The sequence below is a fragment of the Pseudomonas sp. FP2338 genome (assembly GCF_030687515.1).
Taxonomy (GTDB): Bacteria; Pseudomonadota; Gammaproteobacteria; order Pseudomonadales; family Pseudomonadaceae; genus Aquipseudomonas; species Aquipseudomonas salomonii.
This window is the reverse complement of sequence record NZ_CP117436.1, coordinates 1,898,807-1,921,041: the sequence shown is the minus strand read 5'-3', so window position 1 is coordinate 1,921,041 and position 22,235 is coordinate 1,898,807. Positions and strand designations below refer to the sequence as shown.

Sequence of the window (22,235 nt, the reverse complement as noted above, 5' to 3'; positions counted from 1 at the left end):
GATGCTCGAGATAAGCAGCCTGACAAAGCGTTTGGGTAAAAGAAACATCATCACCAATGTCTCATTTTGTGCCCAACGCCAGGAATGCATAGGCCTGTTCGGGGAGAATGGCGCAGGCAAGACCACTCTACTGAACGTGATAGCCGGGCTCGCCAAACCTTCTGCGGGGCATGTGACTGTCCAGGGCTTCGACACTCAGACGCAGCCACTGCAGGCGCAACAAAACCTTGGTTATCAGCTCCAGGGCGGCCTCAGCCATCAGACACTGTCGGTCAAAGGCGTGCTTAATTTCATTGCCGCCGTTCGCGGCTTCAGCGGTGCCGAAAAACGTAGCCGTGTCGATCGGGCCGCCATGCGCCTGGAGCTGTCACGGGTGCTCGATACACCGATTGCTGCGCTTTCGATCGGCTTGAAACGCAGAGTAGCCATCGCCCAGGCGATCCTGCACGGCCCCGGTCTGCTGTTGCTGGATGAGCCGACCGAGGGGCTCACACCGGATCAACTGCTCAGGTTCAAGACACTTATCCAGGCGCTGACCGAAGACATGGCCGTCATCATTGCCTCCCGGCACTGCGACCAGCTGTCCGGCCTTTGCACGCGCGCCCTGGTTATTGCCGGCGGGCACCTTGTGTCAGATACCCCACTGCCCGACTTGCAGCGCAACTCCCGGCATTACCGAGCCGTCACGCTGGCCGCAGAAACACCCCTGGATTTACTCGCCCTTGCCGTATTACCCGGCGTGGCAGGTATAGAAGAGGATCGGCATGCACCCGGCACCGTGACCGTCCTGGCCATGCCCGGACACGCCATCTACCCCCATATCAACGCACTTATCGCCAGCCGCGGCTGGAACATAACGTCACTGAATCTGGAGCCAGGTCGCCTGAACGAAGTCGTTCAGCATCTGAGCCACGAGGTCACCCTTTGAAACTGCTGCCTGTCATTTTCAAGCGCCAACTCGCCAGTTATGCCTGTACACCCAGCACGTACCTGGGTATTGCCGCGTTTCTGGTGTTGTGCGCCACCCTGGGGGTGTATACAAACAAGTGGCTGGAACAGGACAGCGGCGACCTGCAGGTGTTTTTCCAATTGCACCCTTGGCTCTACCTGCTGCTGATTCCCATGTTGTCGACACACTTGTGGTCGGACGAACACCACGCCGGCATGCGCGACATGCTGAAAACCCTGCCTATCACCGGCGCAGAGCGGGTTATCGGAAAGTTTCTGGCTGCGTGGGTCGTGTGCGGTATCGCATTGTTGCTGATGTTCCCACTGGTGATCCTCGCCAACTACCACGGCACCGCCGACAACCGTGTTATCGCTTCACAGTTTCTAGCCAGTTGGTTGCTGGCTGGCGCCTATCTTTCTGTCGGATGTTTTACTTCTACCCTGACTCATCAACGTTTGGCTGTGTTCCTTATAACGGTGCTGATGTTACTGGCAGCCAGCGGACTTTCATCGGTTCTCGACGCACTTGAGCATCAGGCGCCGATCTGGGTCGTAGACAGCCTGGTCTCGATTAATCCGATTTCGCGCTTCGGTGCTATCGACAACGGCAAACTGACACTGCATGACGGCTTGTACTACATCAGCATGATCCTTGCCTTTCTCTCGGCATCCACAGTCACGCTCAATTACAAAACCCGTTGAGAAGGAAAGCAAACGATGCGTTCCACTCTGAGTACAGGTATGACGCTGCTGGTCATATTGCTGCTTTTCCTTGCATTTAATCTCGCCTGGGTCGGCAAACTACCGAATATCCGCTGGGACTTCTCACAGCAGAAAATCCACACTTTATCGTCACCTGCGCGACAACTGCTTGCCACGCTGGAACACCCATTGGATCTGTATTACTTCAACTCAAGTAATGACGCGAGAAGAAGCCAGGCAATAAACCGCTATGGCAAACGAGTGGAAGATTTACTCAAAGAGTTCGAAAAAGCGTCAAAGGGCATGATTAACCTGCATGTTATAGATCCGACACCTTATTCAGAGGATGCCTACAAGGCCAGCCTGTTCGGATTGGACGACACGCAAGGCTTTCTCGGCCTCATAGGCACCCGCGCAGGCCAGCCCGCACAACGCATCAAAGTACTGCGCCCGGATGACGAGCCCTTGCTTGAGTACGAAATCAGCCATCTGATCCACCAACTGATGCACCCCGAGCCCCCCACCGTCGGCGTATTGACGGGGTTGGCATTGAACGCGTCTGGCGAACAAGTGCTGGCACAAATGCATCAGCATTTCGATTTGATAGGCCTGGCATCAAGCACCCCGACAGTGCCCGAATCGATCCAAACCCTGATGGTTGTACACCCGCGCGCCCTGCCGGAACAAACCCTGTATGCGATTGACCAGTTTGTATTGAGGGGTGGCAAACTGATGCTCTTTATTGACCCGGTGAGCGAGGCCGAGACAAACGCCAAGCCCACCGACACAAAGCTGGACGGGCTATTGGCGGCTTGGGGCATTCAGATGCCGGCGGACAAACTGTTGATCGATCACGCTTTTGGTTCAGGCGCGCCAGCAGTACGGCACCCGGCCAGGCTGAACCTGCCTCGGCGCGCGATGGCCGCCAACGACGTGAGTGTCTGGAAACTGGATACGGTCATCGTATCGAGCAGCGGTGCGCTGTCGCGCGTGAGAAAAAGCCGCACCACGCTCACGCCTCTGTTGCAGAGTTCCAGGCGCTCAACCCTGCTGGACTCAGGCCGCTTTGCAGCAACGTCTGCAGCCGACTTACTGGCTGAAGGGATACCGGCTGCCACGCAACCCCACATGATCGCGGCGCGCCTTGAAGGCCCCGCCTACTCGGCCTTTCCAGATGGCGTTGACAAACAAGGTGCCGGTCTGCAAAAAGCTGCGCATATCGAGGTGGTGGTAGTCGCCGATACCGATTTGCTGATGGACGCTGTGATCGGCTCTGCGCCCAATAGCAACGTGATGTTTGTCTTGAATACCCTGGATAACCTTGCGGCTCCCGACGTGCTCGCAAACATTCAACCGCGTACCAGGGTCAGCGATTCTCCCCACGCACTGGAGCAACTGCGCGAGGCTGCAGAGCGCGGGCTTATGCGCAAAAGGCCGGCGAACTGCAAAGGCGGCTTGAGCACACCGAGCAGGAATGGCAGCGCTTGAATCCACCGAGTATCGGCTTCGGCACCCGCGCGGTGGGTACGACTATCCAATTGCAGGCGCTCAACAAGGAACGCCTGCGCCTGCCCATGGAGTTGCAGGCACTCAAGGTCGAGGCGTATGCATCCGTGAATCAAGTGGAGCGCAATCTCAAGTTATTGATGATCGGCGCGGTGCCGTTGCCGTTATGCCTGATCGCCTGTGCAGTGTTCCTCTACCACCGGCGTCGTCGATCGGCGGCTGTCGTTCACTGATCAGCCGTCAACGACGTGCAATCAACCCTTGCCGGGCGATGCGCGTCAGTTGGCGGATCACCTCCTCGGCATCGCCCGCACTGGGCGCCTGGATAACGGCAAGATCAAAGCTGTTGCTGGCAAAACGTGCCAGGGAATCGCCATCTTCCACAAACTGGATCAGAAACGCTGAAGGCCGCCCTGTGCGGCGCGGCCAACCGTCGAGGTAACGCAACAAGGTCGGCTGATGCTTGCCACCCAGCAGGATCTTGGGGTTGCGTTGAGTCAGGTCCGCAGTGATCGGGGCCAGGCGTATGAGGGGGCGTAGTGCATTCATCGTGTCGTGTCTCTGCCTCAAAAGTCTGCGGGCAGGTGAGAGGCAACACCGAACCAGCGCTTTAGCGGTATTTCGAAACCTGACTCGTGATGAGTGCATGCTTCTGTCGGGCTGCATTGAGTCCCAGTGGCGCCCCGCAATTAGCTGTTTAAATCGGCGCATGAGCAGCATCCTAGAGAAGCCGGTGGGGCGATGTCAAGAATCCCGAGCAATGAAAAAGCCCGCTCATGGCGGGCTTTTTCAGGGGGTTACGCGACTGATCAGTGGGCGATGGCACGGTCGACGGACAGTTTGCCGGCGCCTTCGAACAACACCGCCAGCGCACCGCCGAGCAAGGCCAAGGCGAACTCATAACCGTTGTTGGCCATGAACAGGCCGTTATGGATATGCACCGAGAAGATCGCCACCAGCGACAGGAAGGCCAGGCCCAACGCCGCTGGGCGCGCCAGCAAGCCGATGATCAGGGCCAGGCCGGCGAAGAATTCTGTACCGCCGGACAACACCGCCATCAGCGTGCCAGGGGTCAGGCCGAGGCTTTCCATGTACTGCGCAGTACCGGCCAAACCGCCGCCGCCAAACCAGCCAAACAGTTTTTGCGAACCGTGGGCGGCGAAAACGATGCCGACAAAAATTCGCAGGATGGTCAGGCCGTAACCGGCGCGAGTGGACAGAATGCGAGTGATCAGTGGGCTCATGGTGAGAATCCTTTTCAAAGTAGGGGTTGGTTGGCCGCTATATTAATCGGATCAGACAATGATAAAAGCGCAAAAATCGCCTAATACTTATCGATAAAACCGATTATTTTCGTGAGGCAATTTTCGGCGCCGACGGCTCCAGGGAGTCACGCTCCCGATCAAACGCCAAGTAATACTTGTTCACGCTATTAACATAGCTGACGCCGCCCATTCCCACCTGCTCCATGGCAATACGCTCGACCTGGAAGAACCACTGATTGGGGTTCAAGCCCCGCCGGCGAGCCTCTGCACGCATACCCTGGACCCGCTCCGGCCCCATGTTATAAGCCGCCAACACAAAGGCCATACGCTCGCGCTCGTTGAGTTTGGGGCTGGCGAAGAACTTGCGGCGGATCATCGCCAGGTAGCGCGCACCGGCCTGCACATTGCTGTCCAGGCTCTCGATATTGTTCACCCCCACCCGCTGCGCCGCCGATGGCGTGATCTGCATCAGGCCGGTAGGCCCGCCGCTGTTACGCGCGCCAGGGTCCAGGGCGGATTCCTTGAACGCCAGCGCGGCCAGGTTCAGCCAGTCCATGCCCTGCTCACGGGCGTGCTTTTGCAGCACTGGACGCAGTTTCTCCAGACGCTGGCGGTCGGCGCGGGCCAGCGGATTGCGCACCTGGTAGAGACGTCGATAAATACGCTGGAACGCCACGTCCTGGTCGGACGGCGTGCGATAAGTCTTGAGAAAGCGATCGATACTGGACCGCAGCATCGAGGCATCCTGGCGCACAAACCAGTATTCATCGCCCGGTTCGCTGATGACCACCTGCCGATCAAAACGTAACTTGGGCAGGATTTTCGACCAGCGCTCGGCAATCGGTTTTTCGACGATGGTGAGGTGGAAGATCCCGGCCTGGACCATCTCCAATACGTCCTCCACGGCCAGCGTCGGATCAACCCACTCCACCTTCACGGGCGGGCGCTTGTGCAGCGCCAGTTGCTGGTTGACCTGACTGATCGCATCCGCCGCCGCACTGCCGGTGGTCAACGCCAGGGTGCGCCCGGACAATTGCTCCAGCTTGGTAAACCGTCGCTCTCCCTTCACGCCCACCAGCCATAGCGGCACACCACTGGCAATCGGGTCGCTGGTGCTGATCTTGTGCGTAGCCTTCACATCAAGCAATTCACCCGGCGCCACCAAGTCGCCTTCGCCACGGGCCAACGCGCCAAGCAATTGGTCCTTGGCCTTGGGAATGATCTTGAGGTTGATGGCTTCCCCATCCCGGGCGTGGCCGTTCAGGTATTGCTCGAAGGCTCGCAGACGATGATATTCGACTCCGATTGCCTGGCCCTGGACCTCACCGGAACTGTTACGGCTCTGGTTGACCAGCACACGCAGCGTGCGGCTGGAACGAATCTGCGCCAAATCACGGACCTTGCCGGGCTTGGTCACCTCCAGTGGCCCGTCGAGACGCGCGACCGCCGCCGTGGGCAGCAGTAACGTGAGGCACAACATAAGCAACGCCGAGGGTCGGATCATCCGCTCTCCGGAAAGAATACTGGCCAGCCCTCTCGTGAAAGACGAGAAGCTGGAGGTCAGAAACAGAGCGCTTCAAGCGCTGGCAAGGCACGCAACGGTGGCGTCGGGGCAGGCGATGGGCCAGCCACAATGTCACTTGCGACGTTCAAAGACAGCTATAACGCGTTGTAGTTCTTAGTTTTTCTTATAAATCTACAGCTCTGATATGCTTTCCGGCCGCAGGCGGAGCTAGCACCATGCAACTCATTGATATCGGCGTCAACCTGACCAACCCCAGTTTCGACGAGAGGCACCAGGCCGTTCTCGACCGAGCCTATGCCGCCGGCGTGCAACAATTGGTGCTCACCGGCACCAGCGTCGACGGCAGCGAACAGGCTCTGGAACTGTGCGTAAAACTCGATGAAAGCGGCCAACGCCTGTTCAGCACCGCCGGCATTCACCCGCACTCGGCCAGTGACTGGCACGGCGACAGCGCCCAGCGTTTACGCGGGTTGCTCAGCGAGAGCCGCGTGCGCGCGGTGGGCGAATGCGGGCTGGACTTCAACCGCGACTTTTCCCCGCGCCCGCAGCAGGAAAAAGTCCTCGAAGAGCACCTGGCACTGGCGGTCGAGCTGAAATTGCCGGTGTTCCTGCACGAACGTGACGCCAACCAGCGCCTGCTGGAGATTCTCAAGGATTACCGCGATCACCTGACCGCCGCCGTGGTGCATTGCTTTACCGGCGAACAACAGGCGCTGTTCAGCTACCTCGACCTCGACTTGCATATCGGCATCACTGGCTGGATCTGCGACGAGCGCCGTGGAACGCACCTGCATCCGCTGGTCAGGGAAATTCCCCGTGGCCGCCTGATGCTGGAAAGCGATGCGCCGTACTTGCTACCGCGCACCTTGCGGCCCAAGCCGAAAAATGGCCGCAATGAGCCGGCTTATTTACCCGAAGTGCTGCGTGAAGTGGCACTGCATCGCAATGAAACACTGGAGGACCTGGCCGAACACAGCACCGCCTGCGCCCGTGCTTTTTTTGGGTTGCCCCAAGTGGATTGATGCGGCGCATTGACCCATGTCAAAAACGCTTTCCTGAGTAGCGGCACAATAATGGCACCTTGCCAATGCTGTTTCCGCTATCAGAGAAAACCTTCCATGGGTGCCTGGCTTAGCAATATCTCGCTGAAATACAAATTCTGGGCCGTGAATGCGGTCGCCTTCATCACCACCCTGCTGCTGGTGCTGTATGCCGTGCAGCTCGAGCAACAGGCCCGCAGCGATGCGTCCCGGGCCTCGGCGCAGGCCCAGGCGCGACTACTCGGTGCCTGGCCGGCCAACACCCCATTACCCAAAGATGAACATTGGCTGACCTTTGCCCGCGGCCAAACCCCATCGCTGGCTGATCAGGATCTGTCCGCCTTGAGTACCGCCAGCGGTTGGGTCGAACTCAATCACATGCCCTTGTTCGGGGAAAACCCACTGATCGGTGCCGAAGTCCTCACACGGGCCGATGGCCAACAGATCGCTGTGCTGGCCTACGGCCGCAGCCTCAGCCAAGTCTTCGGCGAACGCTTTGCCAACTACGCCGTGGCCGTGTTGATCCTGATGCTGGCGATGCTCGGGGCCTCACAGTTGCTGATCCGCTTCCTGCTCAGCCAACTCAACACCCTCAAGGACGTGATGCTGCACGTGGAGAAGACCGGCGACCTGTCGGCCCGCGTGCCCCTGGCGTGCAAGGACGAGGTGGGCCAGATGGCCAGCGCCTTCAACGCCATGCAAGCCGGTTATCAGCGCGTGGTCAGTACCGTGGCGCGCACCGCCCAGCAACTCGACGATGGCGCCGCACGCCTGGCCAGCAGCATGAACGAGGTGCAGCACGGCATGCTCGGCCAGCAAAGCGAAACCGACCAGGCGGCCACCGCCATCAATGAGATGACCGCCACCGTCTACCATATCGCCCAGCATGCCGGCGCGACCCGCGACCTGTCCCAGACCGCCGACACCCTCGCCGGCAGCGGCCAGGAAGTAGTCACCCGGGTGCAACGCTCTATCGCAGGCCTGTCCACCGGCGTGCAGCAGACGGCCGAAATGATCCAGAAACTCGCCGAAGACAGTCAGAAAATCAACGGGGTGGTCGGCGTGATCCACAGCATCGCCGAACAAACCAACCTGCTCGCCCTCAACGCCGCCATCGAAGCCGCCCGCGCCGGCGAAATGGGCCGTGGTTTTGCCGTGGTCGCCGACGAAGTACGCAACCTGGCCAAGCGCGTGCAAAGCTCCACCGATGAAATCACCCGCATGGTCTCGGCGCTGCAAGCCGGCACCCGCGACGCGGTGGACTTCATGCAGGAAAGCTCGTTCAAGGCCGACGACTGTGTGCAACAAGCCCAGGATGCCGGTGCCGCACTGGCCGAAATCACCAGTGCCGTGGCCCAGATGCGCGAGAGCAACACCCAGATTGCCGTGGCCGCCGAACAGCAGAGCCATGTTGCCGAAGAGATGAACCGCGCGGTGGTGAGCATTCGCGATGTGACCGAGAACACCGTGCAGCAGACGGTGGAGTCGGCCACCACCAGCAATGAGCTGGCGACGTTGGCCGGGGAATTGAGCAAGGCGATCGGGCAATTGAAGCTATAAGCCAAACAAGGCTGGCTATGACCTCCATAGCGAGCCTTGATTCGCCGTCCCAGGTGCCTGCGACCTAAACTTTGTCCATGTTGTTTCAACGGACAGAGGATTGATCATCATGGGCAAACGTCACCCCAACTTCCCCGCCTGGCAATGGCGCACTCAGCCACAGGCTCACCAGCACCCCACCAACCTGGGCCTGCAACTGCTTGCCGTGCCTTTGCTGATCATTGGTTTTCTGTTGATGGTGTCAGGCGTGTTCAGCTTCAGCCTGGCCAGTTTTGCCATCGGCGTCGTCGGTCTGTTGGCGGGCGTGGCGCTGCAACGCCACGGCCGCACGCTGGAAGCCCAGGGCAGCCAGCACTTCTGAGGCTAGGCGAAGACCACCACGGTCTGGCGGCTGATGGCGATCAACTCGCCGCTCGGGCTCCACAGCGCGGCAGCGGCATGGCCGTAGCCGTCGCGGGCGTGCTCGATGTTGACGTAGTACTGGCACCAGTCGAGGGTGGTCAGGTTTTGCAGCGGCTGGATGAACTCAATGGTCCAGGTCAAGGTGCTGCCCGGCGCGGGCTTGGTCAGGTGCGGCAGCAAGGCCGGTGGCCAGGCGTCGACCAGAGCAAGAATATGCGACTCGGTCAGCGGTTCTTCCTTCACGTCCCCACGCAAACGCACCCAACCGCCCATGTCGCGGGATTTAGTACCGGTAAATGGCAGGCCGCCGACACTCCAACGCATCGCCAAGTGGCGCATGAATTCGGGGGTAACCCCCTTGATATAGGGCAGTTCCTGGCACTCATCCCAGTGCTTGAACACCGGCGGCGGCTCGCTCGCCACCTCAATGACCGACTCGCGGGCTGCGCCAAAGCTGGCTTGCACCAAGGTCGCCACTTCGCCGTTTTGCACCACACGCCCGAGTAACTGGCTGACCGCCTTGCCTTCGCGCAGCACTTCGACTTGATAACTGGCAGGTACATCCGGCGCGACCGGGCCGACAAAGGTCACGGCCAGTGAGCGCAAAGGGCGATCTGCCGGCACCTGGGCGCGCAGTGCTTCATATTGCAACGCGGCAACCAGGCCACCAAAGGTCGCGCGGCCTTGGGCCCATTCGGCGGGGATGGTGACGTCCAACGGGTTGCTACGGGCAGCGTCGAGCAAATCACTAAAGCGCATGGCGACCTCACATCAAGAAATCCGATAAGGGATCTTAACCATCGCGCCGGTGAGGTACAGCGCCTATTCCGGCCAAAAGCCGGACCGGCTTAGAAACAATCCGCGCTGAGTTTGTCCAGCACTCGATCTGCCTGGCTTTCCGCCTTGGTCATGGTGCGATGCCACACAGGCACGCAGGGCTGCAAATCCGCTTGGTGCCCGGCCTGGGCCAGCCACTGCCAGCAGTCGTGCCAATCACCCAGGGCACCTTGAGCTTGTTTGAGTCGCGACACGGCTTTGGCAGGCAGCTTGTCCAGTTCGGGGTAGGCTTCGGCCGCGTAGCGCACGCGCTTGATCAGCAGGCGCAGACGGTGGCGGTCATGAGCCGGGTCTTTGAGGGCGTCATCGAGCTTCTGCCATTGCTTGGCCAAGCGCTTTTCGATGCGCGGGCGCAGGCCTTTGAGCAGTTTCTGGTGTTGGGAGGCGCGGATAAAACGCGGGAAGGCATCCAGTATCAGCAGCAAATGCGCGAGCTCCGGGCTTTGCGCCACCTGGCGATAAGCATCGGCCTGCAAGCGCAGGCGCCGGTCGGCCGCCGCGTGATAGCCGTGCTGGTGCAGGTATGCCGCCAGCACCTCGCGGTCACGCAGCGGCGTGGTCAATTGGCCGACCGTGCTGGCGGCCAATTCAAGCTGCTCGACACCCGGCAGCCCGCGCAAGGGGCGCAACAAACTGCGCAGGCGTCGCACGGTGGTGCGCAGGTCGTGCAAGGCTTCATCGTCGGTGACGGCGGCAAGGCGAGCCTGGCAGCTCAGTAACCCTACTTCCAGGCCAATGACCTGAGCGACTAACTGATCAACCAGCGCTGACATCCCTTCCCCCTTAACGATGAAACCCTAGGTACCGCTGACCGATCAACGCCCGGCGCGCGACTCACGAATGTAGAAGCGCGCTTTCTCGGCCTTGTTGGAACAGCCTTCAAACGCTTCGAATTGCTGCTGGGTCTTGGCGCCGGTCAACAGCGACAAAGCCTTAGAGTAGCTCACGGTGCCGGCAAAGCCTTCGGCCTTGGCCAAATCCAACTCGTGCCAGGCCGCATCCAATTGCGTGCCACAGCTGTCGCGGTATGCGGTTTTGCCGGCACAACCGGCCAGGGCCAACACGATCACAGGCACACACATCCAGGCTTTCATCAATGACACCTCAAATATAGAAAAACAGTCGTAGGCTGTAGACGTTGCCTCCAAGGAAAAGTGCCTTGTGGGCCGCCTGAAATCAGAAGTGTCCATTCAAACGTGCTTTCAGAAGTGCCTGCCCGGAAATGCCTACCGCCAGAGCATACCCGAGCGTTATGGCTATTCTGGAAAAATATTTTGATGCCCTCGGCCGGTAAGCGCATTGTGGGCCACTGTTTTACGAAGGATCAGCTCATGAAAAAACGTGTTGCCTTGGTGCTCGGTTCCGGCGGCGCCCGCGGTTACGCCCACATCGGCGTGATCGAGGAAATCGAACGGCGCGGCTACGACATCGCCTGTATCGCCGGCTGCTCCATGGGCGCCGTGGTCGGCGGGATCTACGCCGCCGGCAAGCTCGACGAATACCGCAACTGGATCGAGAGCCTCGACTACCTGGACGTGCTGCGCCTGGTGGACGTGAGCTTTCGCCTGGGGGCGATTCGTGGCGAAAAAGTCTTCGGGCAAATCCGCAAAATCGTCGGCGAGATCAATATCGAAGAACTGCGCATTCCCTACACCGCCGTGGCCACTGACCTGACCAACCAACAGGAAATCTGGTTCCAGGAAGGCTGCCTGCACCAGGCCATGCGCGCTTCGGCGGCGATTCCCAGCCTGTTCACGCCGGTGATGCAAGGCAACCGCATGCTGGTGGACGGCGGCCTGCTCAACCCGCTGCCGATCGTGCCGGTGGTGTCGAGCCATTGCGACTTGATCATCGCGGTCAACCTCAACGCCACCAACCAGAAGCACTACCACCTGCCGGTGATCCAGCGCCCGCCTGCGTTCAAAAGCCGCTTCAACAGCCTGGCCAAATCACTGGGTTCGCACCTGCCGTTTCGGCGCAAACAGGCCGAGCAATTGATGAAGCTGGAGCAGGAAGCCTTGCAGTCCCAGGCTGCCGAAATCAACCCGTGGCTGGAGTCGGCCGAACCCGAAGCCCAGCAACCTGCGGCGGCCCCGGAAAAACAAGGTGCGCCGAAGTCTGCCACCGGCTCGTTCATCATCGATAACGTCGGGCCGGCGTCACTGCTGGACCTGATCAACCAGAGTTTCGAAGTGATGCAGACCTCGTTGGCGCAGTACAAGATCGCCGGTTACCCGCCGGACGTGCTGATCAACGTGCCGAAGCGGGTGTGTCGGTTTTTCGAGTTTTACAAGGCGCCGGAGTTGATCGCGTTGGGGCGGGAAATTGCCAGTGATACCTTGGACAAGTATGAGAGTGAACAGGGTTGAAAGTGTGGGTGTGGCTGATGGCCTCTTCGCGAGCAAGCCCGCTCCCACATTTATCGGCATTCCAAAGGTGGAACGCTATCGAATGTGGGAGCGGGCTTGCTCGCGAAGGCGCCGGTTCAGGCACCGTTAAATTCAGGCATTCAACAACCGATACCCCACACCCGCCTCGGTCACGATAAACCGTGGCTGCGTCGGATCATCCGCCAGTTTCTGACGCAGATGGCCCACCACGATGCGCAGGTAATGGCTGTCTTCGGTATGGGTCGGCCCCCAGATATCCTTAAGCAATTGCTGCTGGGTGATCACCCGCCCCGGATGCCGTGCCAGTTGCGCCAGCACTGCGTATTCCTTGCGGGTCAAGGCCACCTCGACACCGTCCAGCAGCACCCGGCGATAGGCCAGGTCCACCGTCAACGGGCCGAAACTCAGCGCCGCTTCCTGAGCCTCTCCGGCTGGCGCCTGGCGCAACAGGGCGCGTACACGGGCAAGAAACTCCTGGATGCCAAAGGGCTTGGTCACGTAGTCATTGGCGCCGCTGTCCAGGGCTTCGACTTTTTGCACTTCACTGGCGCGCACCGACAGCACCAATACCGGCACCGTCGACCACTCGCGAAACTCGCGCAACACTTGCTGGCCGTCCATGTCGGGCAGGCCAAGGTCGAGCACCAGCAAGTCCGGTTTGCTCAATGCCGCTTGGGCCAGGCCTTCGTTGCCGGTGCCGGCCTCGATCACCTTGTAGCCCTGGGAGGCCAGGCTGATACGCAGGAATTTGCGGATCTGCGGTTCGTCATCAATGACTAAAATCGTCGCGGTCTGGCTCATGGTGTCCAATCAAAATCCGTGGAGAAAAGAGGGTAGCTCAAGGCTCGCGCTCCGGGCCAGGTTGCGTCGGTAACGGCAGGAACAAGCTGATGCAGGTGCCGTGCCCTTCTATACCATCCTCGACGCGGATATGCCCGCCGTGTGCGCCCACCATGCCCTGGCAGATCGCCAGGCCAAGGCCTGTGCCCTGCCCGCCGCGATCACCACGGGCGGCGGTGTAGAACATATCGAAAATCTTCGCACGCTCGTCCTCGGGGATCCCCGGCCCCTCGTCGGCCACTGCAAAAAACAGCTGCTCATCCGCCACGCCGGCACTCACCTGCAACCGGCCGTGGGGCGGTGAAAACCGCGCGGCGTTTTCCAGCACATTGACCAAGGCCTGCTCGATCAACGCCGCGTGTACATACAGCAGCGGCAGCTGCGCCGGCACGTCGGTGTGTACCTGCAACGGCGCCAGCACTGCGCGCAAACGGCCCAGGGCGCTGCCGACGATATCACCCGGCGACACCCAGTCGCGCGCCAGTTTCAGCGCGCCGTGGCCCAGGCGTGTCATGTCCAGCAGGTTCTGGATATAGCGGTCCAGGCGCTCGGCTTCATCGCGGGTGCCTTCCAGCAATTCGCGGCGGTCTTCCAGCGGGATGGCTTCGCCGAGCGCCAGCAGGCTGTCGATGCTGCCGCGCATCGAGGTCAACGGCGTGCGCAAATCGTGGGACACAGAGGCCAGCAAGGCGCTGCGCAGCTGTTCGGTTTCGCCGTGCAGGCGCGCCGATTCCAGCTCCTGCGCCAGTTGCGCGCGCGCCAGAGCCTGGGCCAATGGCTGGCTCAATGCGGTGAGCAGACGACGGCGTTGGCCGCTCAATTCCAGGCCAGGTTTCGGGCTGACGCCAAGCAAACCCAACGGCCCCTCCTCCCCCGACAGCGGCCACCACCACCAACGCCCAAACGGCAAGGTGCCGGTGCCCATGCCAGCCGGTTGATCATGCTGCCAGGCCCAATCGGCGGCAGCTCGCTCGGCTTCGGTAAGGTTAAGCGCGGCGCCGGTTTCAACTTTCCAGCCGCCCTGGCCGTCGCGGTTCAGCAGACACAGGTCCAGATCACTCCAGCCTTGCAGATGATGGGCCGCCGCACTGATCACCGCCTGGCGATCAGTGGCCGCCGTGAGCTTGCGCGACAGGTCGAGCAGTTCGCTGGTTTCTTCCTGGGTGTCGCGCAAGGCCTGCAACTGCCGACGCTGACGCGCCGCGAGGTTGCCGGTCAACGCCGCCATCAGTAAGAAAAACAACAGGGTCAGCACGTCTTCTTCGCGCTGGATGGAAAAGGAGAAATTCGGCGGAATAAACAGAAAATCATAAGTCAGGAACGACAGCGCCGCGCACACCAGCGACGGTCCCAGGCTGCTGCGCACGCCGACCAGCAGCACTGCGGCGAGAAACACCAACGAGATATTCGGCAGCGGCAACACACTGGCTACCGCCCAGGCCAACGCAGCTGCGACGATGGTCGCAACCACCGCCAGGCCATAGTCGAACCACACCAGCCCGCGTACATCCGGCAGGCGCGGGGGCGCGGGCATGTCGTCGCTGTCGAGCACGTTAATCTCCAAACCCCGCGCATTGCGCAGCAAGCGTGCCGCCAAGCCACCCCCGAACAACCTGCGCCGCCAGCGCATCCGCGACTGCCCCACCAGTACCAGGCTGGCGCGACGTTCGGCGGCATGCTGGATCAGCGTCTTGGCCACTTCACCGGCGCGCAGCAACACCACTTCGCCGCCCAGCCGTTCGGCCAGTTGCTGGGCATTTTGCAGGCGCAGGCGCGATTGCTCATCGCGCGCGCGGCCGTTATCGATATGCACCAGGCTCCACGGCAAATGCCGGCGCTGGGCCACGCGGCTGGCGTGACGCACCAGGCGTTCGGCCTGCGCATCACCATCTACGCCCACCAGCAAACGCCCGCGCACCGCCGGGGCAGCCTGGCCAAGCTGGCGGTAGCCTTGGGCCAAATCGTCATCGACATGGGCAGCGGCGGTTTGCATGGCCAACTCGCGCAAGGCCATCAGGTTGGTCTGGGTGAAGAATGCGTCGATGGCGGCGCGAGCCTGTTCCGGCACATACACCTTGCCGTCGCGCAGGCGCTCCAGCAGCTCGCGGGACGGCAGGTCGATCAGCAGCAGTTCGTCGGCCTCTTGCAGCACCCAGTCCGGCAGGGTTTCACGCACGTGCACGCCGGTGATGCCGCGCACCTGATCGTTCAAACTTTCCAGGTGCTGGACGTTGACCGTGGTGAACACGTTGATGCCGGCGGCGAGCAGTTCCTGGATGTCTTGCCAGCGTTTTTCATGGCGGCTGCCGGGGGCGTTGCTGTGGGCCAGCTCATCCACCAGCACCAGCTTGGGCTTGGCGGCGAGCAGGCCGTCGAGGTCCATTTCTTCGAGCATCACGCCACGGTATTCGCTGCGCAGCAAGGGTTGCTGCGGCAGGCCGCTGAGCAAGGCCTCGGTCTCGGCGCGGCCGTGGGTTTCCACCACGCCTGCGATCAGGCGCACACCCTGGCGCAGTTGGGTGTGGGCGGCCTGGAGCATGGCGTAGGTCTTGCCCACACCGGGCGCGGCGCCGAGGAAGACTTTGAGCCGGCCACGGCCGTCCCGTGGCAGATCGGCTAACAGGGCATCGGCGCGGCCGGAGTCGCTCATGCTTTGGAGTTCCTTCAGGTATTCAGGTCACTGAAGATCCGATGTGGGAGCGGGCTTGCTCGCGAATGCGGTCTGTCAGTAACAGATTAGTTGACTGTTACACCGCATTCGCGAGCAAGCCCGCTCCCACAAGGGGATCAGAGTTTTTCCAGCGCCATGTTCAGCGCCAGCACATTCACCACCGGCGGCCCCACCAGCGGGCTTTCGATGTGCTCATCGAGCAAGCGCTGCAGTGTAGACACCGGCACATTTCGCGCCGCCGCCACTCGCGCCAGTTGATAGGCAATCGCCGCCGGTGGCAAGTGTGGATCAAGGCCGCTGCCGGAGGTCGTCAGGGAGGCCAAAGGCACCGGCCCCTGGCCTGGCATCAGCTGTTTACTGGCGTCGTCAAAAATGCGCGTGGCCAACGCCGGGTTGCTGGGGCCCAGGTTGCTGGCGCTGCTGGAGACCGTGGCAAACGCGCCGGCCGATGGCCGTGGGTGGAACCAGCTGTCACCGGTAAAATCCTGGGCGATCAGGCTGGAACCGCGCACTTTGCCCTCGGTGTCACGCACCAGGCTGCCGTTGGCCTGGTCCGGGAACGCAACTTGGGCGACGCCGGTGACGACCAATGGGTAGGCGACGCCGGTGATCAGGGTCATGAGGACCAGCAGGCTCAGGGCCGGGCGGATCATGTTAGTCATCTTGAAATCCTCAATAATCGAGTAACCACTGTGGCGAGGGAGCTTGCTCCCGTTCGGCTGCGTAGCGGCCGTAGAATCCGGGACCGCTACGCGTTCCAGCGGGAGCAAGCTCCCTCGCCACAAAAAAGTGCGATCCAGTTACACCAGGTGCAGCGCGGTCAGGAGCATGTCGATCGCCTTGATGCCCACGAACGGCACCAAAAGCCCGCCCAGGCCGTAGATCAGCAGGTTGCGGCGCAGCAACGCCGCCGCACTCGCCGCCTGTACGCGCACACCGCGCAGTGCCAGGGGAATCAACACCACAATGATCAGCGCGTTGAAGACGATGGCCGAGAGAATCGCGCTCTGCGGGCTCTGCAAATGCATCACGTTGAGCACGCCCAGTTGCGGGTAGATCGAGGCAAACAGCGCCGGCAAAATCGCGAAGTATTTGGCCACGTCGTTGGCGATGGAAAAGGTCGTCAACGCGCCGCGTGTCACCAGCAGTTCCTTGCCGATCTGCACCACGTCCAGCAGCTTGGTCGGGTCGCTGTCGAGGTCGACCATGTTCGCCGCTTCGCGAGCAGCCTGGGTGCCATCGTTCATCGCCATGCCGACGTCGGCCTGGGCCAGCGCCGGGGCGTCGTTGGCGCCGTCGCCGCACATGGCAACCAGGCGACCGTCGTTCTGCTCGTGACGAATGCGTGCGAGTTTTTTCTCTGGCGTGGCTTCGGCCAGCACGTCGTCCACACCGGCTTCTGCGGCAATCGCGGCGGCGGTCAGCGGGTTGTCGCCGGTGACCATCACGGTGCGAATCCCCAGCTTGCGCAGTTCGGCAAAACGTTCGCGGATGCCGGGCTTGACCACGTCCTTGAGGTGGATCGCGCCGAGCAGTTTGCCGTCGGCGCATACCAGCAATGGCGTGCCGCCACTTTGGGCGATCTTGTCGATTTCCCGCGAGAGTGCCGGTTGCAGGTCACGGCGTTGTTGGCCGATAAACGCCAGCAGGGAATCGACCGCGCCTTTGCGGAACACACGGCCCTGGTAGTCGACACCGGACAAGCGCGTTTCGGCACTGAACGGCACGGAGGTCAGCTCATCCAGGGTTGGCTCGGCCTGAGGGTGCAGAGTGCGCAGGTATTCGACGATGGATTTGCCTTCCGCCGTGTCGTCCGCGAGGGACGCGAGCAGCGCGCCTTCAGCCAGGTCGCGACCGCTGACGCCTGGCGCTGCGATCACGGCGGCACAGCGACGGTTGCCGAAGGTGATGGTGCCGGTCTTGTCCAGCAGCAGCACATGTACGTCACCCGCCGCTTCCACCGCACGCCCGGATTTGGCGATGACGTTGAGGCGTACCAGGCGATCCATACCGGCGATACCGATGGCCGACAACAGGCCGCCGATGGTGGTCGGAATCAGCGTCACCAGCAGCGCGACCAGGAACACCAGCGGCAAGCTGCCATTGGCGAAGTGGGCGAACGGCTGCAGGGTGACCACCACCAGCAGGAAGATCAGCGTAAGGCCGATCAGCAGGATATCCAGCGCAACCTCGTTGGGGGTTTTCTGGCGTTTGGCGCCTTCCACCAAAGCGATCATGCGGTCCAGGGTGGACTCACCGGGGTTGACGGTGATGCGCACCAGCAACCAGTCCGACACCAGCCGCGTGTTGCCGGTGACGGCCGAGCGGTCGCCGCCGGATTCACGGATGACCGGCGCGGATTCGCCGGTGATCGCCGCCTCGTTGACCGCCGCAATACCTTCGATGACCTCGCCGTCACCGGGGATCATTTCCCCGGCGGCGACGCGCACCACGTCACCTTTGCGCAGGCTGGTGGCGGGCACGACTTTGAAGCTGCCGTCGGCCTCTTTGCGGCGTGCACTGAGGCCTTCGCTGCCGGCTTTGAGGCTGTCGGCGCGGGCCTTGCCGCGACCTTCGGCCAAGGCTTCGGCGAAATTGGCGAACAATACGGTGAACCACAGCCACACGGCGATTTGTACCGCCACAAAGGTCGGCACCGCTGTGTCCGGCACAAAGCACAACACGGTGGTGAGGATGGCGGTCAACTCGACCACCAGCATCACCGGCGAGCGTTGCAGTTGACGAGGGTCGAGCTTGACGAAAGCCTGGACCAGCGCCGGACGCCAAAGAGCGGAGATGGCGGTTTTGGCCGGTTCCTGAGTAGTCACAGGGGCCGCATTTTTTGCAGGCATATTCATTTTCATATCCCCTCTTAGAAGCCCATGCTCAGGTGTTCAGCAATGGGGCCCAGCGCCAGCGTCGGCAGGAAAGTCAGGCCGCCCACCAGCAAAATGGTCACGGTCAACAGGGTCACGAACAGCGGGCCATGGGTGGGGAAGCTGTTCTGGCCAATCGGTGCGGTTTTCTTCATCGCCAGGCTGCCGGCCAGGGCCAGTACCGGGAGGATGTAGCCGAAACGGCCGAGCAGCATGCCCAGGCCCAGCATCAGATTGTGGAACGGCGTGTTGGCGCTGAAACCGCCGAATGCCGAGCCGTTGTTGGCACTGGCCGAGGTGTAGGCATAGAGCAACTGGCTGAAACCGTGGGGGCCAGGGTTACTGATGGCACCGGCCGGGCCGGGCAGGCTGGCGGCAATGGCGCCGAGCACCAGCACGCCAACCGGCATCACCAGCAAGGTCACCACCAGCAATTGCACTTCCTTGGCCTGTAGCTTTTTGCCCAGGTATTCCGGGGTACGGCCGATCATCAGGCCGGCGAGGAACACCGCGATCAACACGTTGAGCAACATGCCGTACATACCGGCGCCGACGCCGCCGAAGATCACTTCGCCGACCATCATGTTGACCAGCGACACCATCCCGGTCAGCGGGTTGAGGCTGTCTTGCATACCATTGACCGAACCGTTGGACGCCGCCGTAGTGGCCACCGACCACAACACCGTGCCGGTGGTGCCGAAGCGTGCTTCCTTGCCTTCCAGCGGTGCGGTTTGTTCAACCGCAGGATTATTCAGCGTCGGGTTAGGCTGGTATTCGGCCCACAGCGACGTCGCGCCGCCGATCAGGAACAGCGCCAGCATGCAGCCGAGAATCGCGCGGCTCTGACGCAGGTCCTTCACGTAGTGACCGAAGGTGAACACCAACGCCACCGGAATCAGGATGATTGCCGACACCTCGAACAGGTTGGCCCAGGCGGTCGGGTCTTCAAACGGGTGCGCCGAGTTGACGCCAAAGAAGCCGCCGCCATTGGTGCCCAGTTGCTTGATCGCAATCTGGCTGGCGGCCGGGCCGAGTGGGATCACTTGGTCCACGCCCTGCATCGTCACGGCATTCACATAGTGCGCGAAGGTTTGCGGCACGCCCTGCCACACCAGGAACAACGCGAACACCAGGCACAACGGCAGCAGGCCGTAGAGGGTGGCACGGGTCATGTCGACCCAGAAGTTGCCCAGGGTCTTGGTGGACTTGCGCCCGATACCACGGCACAGCGCGACCAGCACAGCCAGGCCGGTGGCGGCGCTGACGAAGTTCTGCACGGTGAGGCCGATCATCTGGCTGAGGTAGCTCAGGGAGGCTTCACCGCTGTAGTTCTGCCAGTTGGTGTTGGTCATGAAACTGACCGCGGTGTTGAAGGCCAGCGTCCATTCCTGACCCGGCAATTTCTGCGGGTTGAGTGGCAGATATTCCTGGAACAACAGCACGACGAACAGCAACACGAAACCGGCCAGGTTGAACGCCAGCAGTGCCAGCGTGTACTTCTGCCAGCTTTGTTCCTGGTGCTCGTCCACACCGGACAGGCGATAACAGGCGCGCTCGACCGGGCCGAGCACCGGCGAGAGCCAGGTGCGCTGACCTTCCATCACCTTGTAGTAGAACCGCCCCAGGAACGGTGCCGGCACCAGCACCACGGCAAAGAAGGCGATGATCAGCCAATAGTCATAACTGTGCATAGCCTGCTCCTAGTTCCGATCCGCGCGTAACAGCGCAACCAGCAGATAAATGAACAGCGCCACGGCCAATAGCAGTGACACCCCGTCCAGAACGCTCATGGAAGTCTCTCCGTTTTGCGGCGATTGCCGCGTGTGGGGCAATTGTCGGCAGGAGTGGCGTAAAGGAACGAGAGCGAGGGTATGGGCGGGGCGTAAAGACGGCGTAAAGAGTGGGTTTATGCGGGGTTTACAGAGGGATTTTCAGCGTCTTGGCGGGCCTCATCGCGGGCAAGCCCGGCTCCCACCTTTGATCGCTGCCCACCAAGCCACCTCGGTCACGGTGGGAGCCGGGCTTGCCCGCGATGGCGTCGGTGCGGCCACCACCGCCCCCATCTGGTGCAACGCAGTAAAAAATTCAAACGCCAAACCGTCCCCGTGGCGACAGTTCGGCGCCTTTACGACATGAGTTCCGGCGATGGCATGCCCGCTGCAACACCCAGTAATCATTCCAAACCGTTCAGGGAGCGCCACACGATGAACACACAACTCAAACCCACCTTGGGCACCCTGCATTTATGGGGCATTGCCGTCGGGCTGGTGATTTCCGGCGAGTACTTCGGCTGGAGCTATGGCTGGGGCGTGGCCGGTACGCTGGGTTTTCTGGTGACCTCGTTGATGGTCGCCGCCATGTACACCTGCTTTATATTCAGTTTTACCGAACTGACCACCGCGATTCCTCACGCGGGCGGGCCGTTTGCCTACAGCCGTCGCGCCTTTGGTGAAAAAGGCGGCTTGATCGCGGGCCTGGCGACATTGATCGAATTTGTCTTCGCACCGCCCGCGATTGCCTTGGCCATCGGCGCTTACCTGAACGTGCAATTCCCGGCACTCGACCCGAAACACGCGGCGGTGGGTGCCTACATCGTATTCATGGGCCTGAATATCCTGGGGGTGAAGCTCGCCGCGACCTTTGAACTGGTGGTGTGCGTGCTCGCCGTCGCTGAATTGCTGGTATTTATGGGCGTGGTCGCGCCGGCGTTCAGCTTCAGCAACTTCGCCCTGAACGGCTGGGCGGGTTCCGACACCTTCGGCGCGCCGGCGATTGCCGGGATGTTTGCGGCCATTCCTTTCGCCATCTGGTTCTTCCTCGCCATCGAAGGCGCAGCCATGGCGGCTGAAGAAGCGAAAGATCCCAAGCGCACCATTCCAAAAGCCTATATCAGCGGCATCCTGACCTTGGTGATCCTGGCCATGGGCGTGATGTTCTTTGCCGGTGGCGTGGGCGACTGGCGCACCCTGTCGAACATCAACGACCCGTTACCGCAGGCGATGAAAAGCGTGGTGGGCACCGGCTCCGGCTGGCTGCACATGCTGGTGTGGATCGGCCTGTTTGGCCTGGTAGCGAGCTTTCACGGCATCATCCTTGGCTATTCGCGCCAGTTCTTTGCCCTGGCCCGTGCCGGTTACTTGCCGCCGTTCCTGGCCAAACTCTCGCGTTTCCAGACACCGCACCGGGCAATCATCGCCGGCGGCGTGGTCGGCATCGCCGCGATCTACAGCGATGGCCTGATCAACCTGGGTGGCATGACGCTGACCGCAGCGATGATCACCATGGCGGTGTTCGGCGCCATCGTGATGTACATCATGAGCATGCTCAGCCTGTTCAAGCTGCGTAAGACCGAACCGCTGCTGGAGCGCACATTCCGCGCGCCGGGTTACCCGATCGTGCCCGCTATCGCGCTGGTATTGGCGCTGGTGTGCCTGGTGGCCATGGCCTGGTTCAATGCGCTGATCGGCCTGATATTCCTGGGCTTTATGCTGGCGGGGTTCATCTACTTCCAGCTGACCGCCCAAGACCGTGCCGATGCACCGGCTGACGCGATGTTGACCGGGCGCTAGGGTTAACGAGGCGGAACAGGCCTACAATGAACTACTCAGAAAGCCTGTTACTCAAAGCCGTTATTAGCGTGGGAACATTCTCCGACGCTGGTCCGCCTCAAGGA

At 61.4% G+C, this 22,235-nt stretch carries 18 protein-coding genes and 2 pseudogenes; 8 read left to right on the top strand and 12 right to left on the bottom strand.

Annotated elements, in window-relative coordinates; all coding sequences use genetic code 11:
- Window position 1 precedes the first annotated feature (1 nt).
- The 3 genes and pseudogenes from PSH96_RS08765 (at window position 2) to PSH96_RS08755 (ending at window position 3,389) form a co-directional block, all read left to right on the top strand.
- Window positions 2-928, top strand: coding sequence for an ABC transporter ATP-binding protein (locus tag PSH96_RS08765; RefSeq protein WP_305460016.1), 927 nt, complete (start codon window positions 2-4; stop codon window positions 926-928).
- The gene (locus PSH96_RS08760; protein ID WP_305458680.1) at window positions 925-1,650 is read left to right on the top strand and encodes an ABC-2 transporter permease; all 726 of its coding nucleotides are present in this window, start codon (window positions 925-927) and stop codon (window positions 1,648-1,650) included. Before PSH96_RS08765 ends, PSH96_RS08760 begins: the two co-directional genes overlap by 4 nt.
- Window positions 1,651-1,665: 15 nt before the next feature.
- Window positions 1,666-3,389, top strand: a pseudogene (locus PSH96_RS08755) (Gldg family protein).
- A gap of 7 nt (window positions 3,390-3,396) precedes the next feature.
- Here PSH96_RS08755 and PSH96_RS08750 read toward each other — a convergent pair.
- From PSH96_RS08750 to PSH96_RS08740, 3 genes are all read right to left on the bottom strand, one after another.
- The gene (locus PSH96_RS08750) at window positions 3,397-3,705 is read right to left on the bottom strand and encodes a hypothetical protein (protein ID WP_056857201.1); all 309 of its coding nucleotides are present in this window, start codon (window positions 3,703-3,705) and stop codon (window positions 3,397-3,399) included.
- A 260-nt stretch (window positions 3,706-3,965) separates the two neighbouring features.
- Complete coding sequence (locus PSH96_RS08745; RefSeq protein ID WP_056857202.1) at window positions 3,966-4,400, bottom strand: DoxX family protein; 435 nt, start codon at window positions 4,398-4,400, stop codon at window positions 3,966-3,968.
- 103 nt (window positions 4,401-4,503) lie between these two features.
- Entirely contained in the window at window positions 4,504-5,925 is a 1,422-nt protein-coding gene (locus tag PSH96_RS08740; protein ID WP_305458679.1) for a transglycosylase SLT domain-containing protein, read from the bottom strand.
- Window positions 5,926-6,161: 236 nt separating this feature from the next.
- On the opposite strand from PSH96_RS08740, the gene PSH96_RS08735 reads away from it, so the two are divergent.
- The 3 genes and pseudogenes from PSH96_RS08735 to PSH96_RS08725 form a co-directional block, all read left to right on the top strand.
- On the top strand, window positions 6,162-6,968 hold the full coding sequence (locus PSH96_RS08735) for a TatD family hydrolase (RefSeq protein WP_305458678.1): 807 nt from the start codon (window positions 6,162-6,164) through the stop codon (window positions 6,966-6,968).
- A gap of 96 nt (window positions 6,969-7,064) precedes the next feature.
- Window positions 7,065-8,546 carry a methyl-accepting chemotaxis protein gene (locus PSH96_RS08730; protein ID WP_305458677.1) on the top strand — a complete coding sequence of 494 codons (1,482 nt, stop codon included), beginning with the start codon at window positions 7,065-7,067 and terminating at the stop codon, window positions 8,544-8,546.
- A 109-nt stretch (window positions 8,547-8,655) separates the two neighbouring features.
- Window positions 8,656-8,904, top strand: a pseudogene (locus PSH96_RS08725) (terminase); the annotation flags it as partial.
- 5 nt (window positions 8,905-8,909) lie between these two features.
- Here the strand turns inward: PSH96_RS08725 and PSH96_RS08720 are convergent.
- The 3 genes from PSH96_RS08720 to PSH96_RS08710 all read right to left on the bottom strand — a co-directional run bounded on the left by PSH96_RS08720 (window position 8,910) and on the right by PSH96_RS08710 (window position 10,879).
- Entirely contained in the window at window positions 8,910-9,707 is a 798-nt protein-coding gene (locus PSH96_RS08720; protein WP_305458676.1) for an acyl-CoA thioesterase II, read from the bottom strand.
- Between the two features lie 89 nt (window positions 9,708-9,796).
- The gene (locus tag PSH96_RS08715; protein ID WP_305458675.1) at window positions 9,797-10,558 is read right to left on the bottom strand and encodes a CHAD domain-containing protein; all 762 of its coding nucleotides are present in this window, start codon (window positions 10,556-10,558) and stop codon (window positions 9,797-9,799) included.
- A gap of 42 nt (window positions 10,559-10,600) precedes the next feature.
- On the bottom strand, window positions 10,601-10,879 hold the full coding sequence (locus PSH96_RS08710; protein WP_010176194.1) for a hypothetical protein: 279 nt from the start codon (window positions 10,877-10,879) through the stop codon (window positions 10,601-10,603).
- Between the two features lie 237 nt (window positions 10,880-11,116).
- Here PSH96_RS08710 and PSH96_RS08705 point away from each other — a divergent pair, with 237 nt between their 5' ends.
- Entirely contained in the window at window positions 11,117-12,154 is a 1,038-nt protein-coding gene (locus tag PSH96_RS08705; protein ID WP_099549110.1) for a patatin-like phospholipase family protein, read from the top strand.
- A gap of 132 nt (window positions 12,155-12,286) precedes the next feature.
- Here PSH96_RS08705 and PSH96_RS08700 read toward each other — a convergent pair whose 3' ends face one another.
- The 6 genes from PSH96_RS08700 to kdpF form a co-directional block, all read right to left on the bottom strand.
- On the bottom strand, window positions 12,287-12,976 hold the full coding sequence (locus tag PSH96_RS08700; RefSeq protein WP_053255124.1) for a response regulator: 690 nt from the start codon (window positions 12,974-12,976) through the stop codon (window positions 12,287-12,289).
- Window positions 12,977-13,013: 37 nt separating this feature from the next.
- The gene (locus tag PSH96_RS08695) at window positions 13,014-15,665 is read right to left on the bottom strand and encodes a sensor histidine kinase KdpD (protein ID WP_305458674.1); all 2,652 of its coding nucleotides are present in this window, start codon (window positions 15,663-15,665) and stop codon (window positions 13,014-13,016) included.
- 137 nt (window positions 15,666-15,802) lie between these two features.
- On the bottom strand, window positions 15,803-16,348 hold the full coding sequence (gene kdpC / locus PSH96_RS08690) for a potassium-transporting ATPase subunit KdpC (RefSeq protein ID WP_305458673.1): 546 nt from the start codon (window positions 16,346-16,348) through the stop codon (window positions 15,803-15,805).
- Between the two features lie 138 nt (window positions 16,349-16,486).
- On the bottom strand, window positions 16,487-18,544 hold the full coding sequence (kdpB, locus tag PSH96_RS08685) for a potassium-transporting ATPase subunit KdpB (RefSeq protein WP_370694329.1): 2,058 nt from the start codon (window positions 18,542-18,544) through the stop codon (window positions 16,487-16,489).
- 14 nt (window positions 18,545-18,558) lie between these two features.
- Window positions 18,559-20,253, bottom strand: coding sequence for a potassium-transporting ATPase subunit KdpA (kdpA, locus tag PSH96_RS08680; RefSeq protein ID WP_305458671.1), 1,695 nt, complete (start codon window positions 20,251-20,253; stop codon window positions 18,559-18,561).
- 9 nt (window positions 20,254-20,262) lie between these two features.
- Window positions 20,263-20,352, bottom strand: coding sequence for a K(+)-transporting ATPase subunit F (kdpF, locus tag PSH96_RS08675; protein ID WP_003218754.1), 90 nt, complete (start codon window positions 20,350-20,352; stop codon window positions 20,263-20,265).
- 414 nt (window positions 20,353-20,766) lie between these two features.
- On the opposite strand from kdpF, the gene eat reads away from it, so the two are divergent.
- Window positions 20,767-22,131 carry an ethanolamine permease gene (gene eat, locus PSH96_RS08670; protein WP_017136084.1) on the top strand — a complete coding sequence of 455 codons (1,365 nt, stop codon included), beginning with the start codon at window positions 20,767-20,769 and terminating at the stop codon, window positions 22,129-22,131.
- Window positions 22,132-22,235: the final 104 nt, after the last annotated feature.

Bases quoted from the DNA above. Each gene is read 5' to 3' on its own strand.
- PSH96_RS08765 (WP_305460016.1), top strand. From the start codon at position 2: ATGCTCGAGATAAGCAGCCTGACAAAGCGTTTGGGTAAAAGAAACATC.
- PSH96_RS08750 (WP_056857201.1), bottom strand. From the start codon at position 3,705: ATGAATGCACTACGCCCCCTCATACGCCTGGCCCCGATCACTGCGGAC.
- PSH96_RS08745 (WP_056857202.1), bottom strand. From the start codon at position 4,400: ATGAGCCCACTGATCACTCGCATTCTGTCCACTCGCGCCGGTTACGGC.
- PSH96_RS08740 (WP_305458679.1), bottom strand. From the start codon at position 5,925: ATGATCCGACCCTCGGCGTTGCTTATGTTGTGCCTCACGTTACTGCTG.
- PSH96_RS08735 (WP_305458678.1), top strand. From the start codon at position 6,162: ATGCAACTCATTGATATCGGCGTCAACCTGACCAACCCCAGTTTCGAC.
- PSH96_RS08730 (WP_305458677.1), top strand. From the start codon at position 7,065: ATGGGTGCCTGGCTTAGCAATATCTCGCTGAAATACAAATTCTGGGCC.
- PSH96_RS08720 (WP_305458676.1), bottom strand. From the start codon at position 9,707: ATGCGCTTTAGTGATTTGCTCGACGCTGCCCGTAGCAACCCGTTGGAC.
- PSH96_RS08715 (WP_305458675.1), bottom strand. From the start codon at position 10,558: ATGTCAGCGCTGGTTGATCAGTTAGTCGCTCAGGTCATTGGCCTGGAA.
- PSH96_RS08710 (WP_010176194.1), bottom strand. From the start codon at position 10,879: ATGAAAGCCTGGATGTGTGTGCCTGTGATCGTGTTGGCCCTGGCCGGT.
- PSH96_RS08705 (WP_099549110.1), top strand. From the start codon at position 11,117: ATGAAAAAACGTGTTGCCTTGGTGCTCGGTTCCGGCGGCGCCCGCGGT.
- PSH96_RS08700 (WP_053255124.1), bottom strand. From the start codon at position 12,976: ATGAGCCAGACCGCGACGATTTTAGTCATTGATGACGAACCGCAGATC.
- PSH96_RS08695 (WP_305458674.1), bottom strand. From the start codon at position 15,665: ATGAGCGACTCCGGCCGCGCCGATGCCCTGTTAGCCGATCTGCCACGG.
- kdpC (WP_305458673.1), bottom strand. From the start codon at position 16,348: ATGACTAACATGATCCGCCCGGCCCTGAGCCTGCTGGTCCTCATGACC.
- kdpB (WP_370694329.1), bottom strand. From the start codon at position 18,544: ATGAATATGCCTGCAAAAAATGCGGCCCCTGTGACTACTCAGGAACCG.
- kdpA (WP_305458671.1), bottom strand. From the start codon at position 20,253: ATGCACAGTTATGACTATTGGCTGATCATCGCCTTCTTTGCCGTGGTG.
- kdpF (WP_003218754.1), bottom strand. From the start codon at position 20,352: ATGAGCGTTCTGGACGGGGTGTCACTGCTATTGGCCGTGGCGCTGTTC.
- eat (WP_017136084.1), top strand. From the start codon at position 20,767: ATGAACACACAACTCAAACCCACCTTGGGCACCCTGCATTTATGGGGC.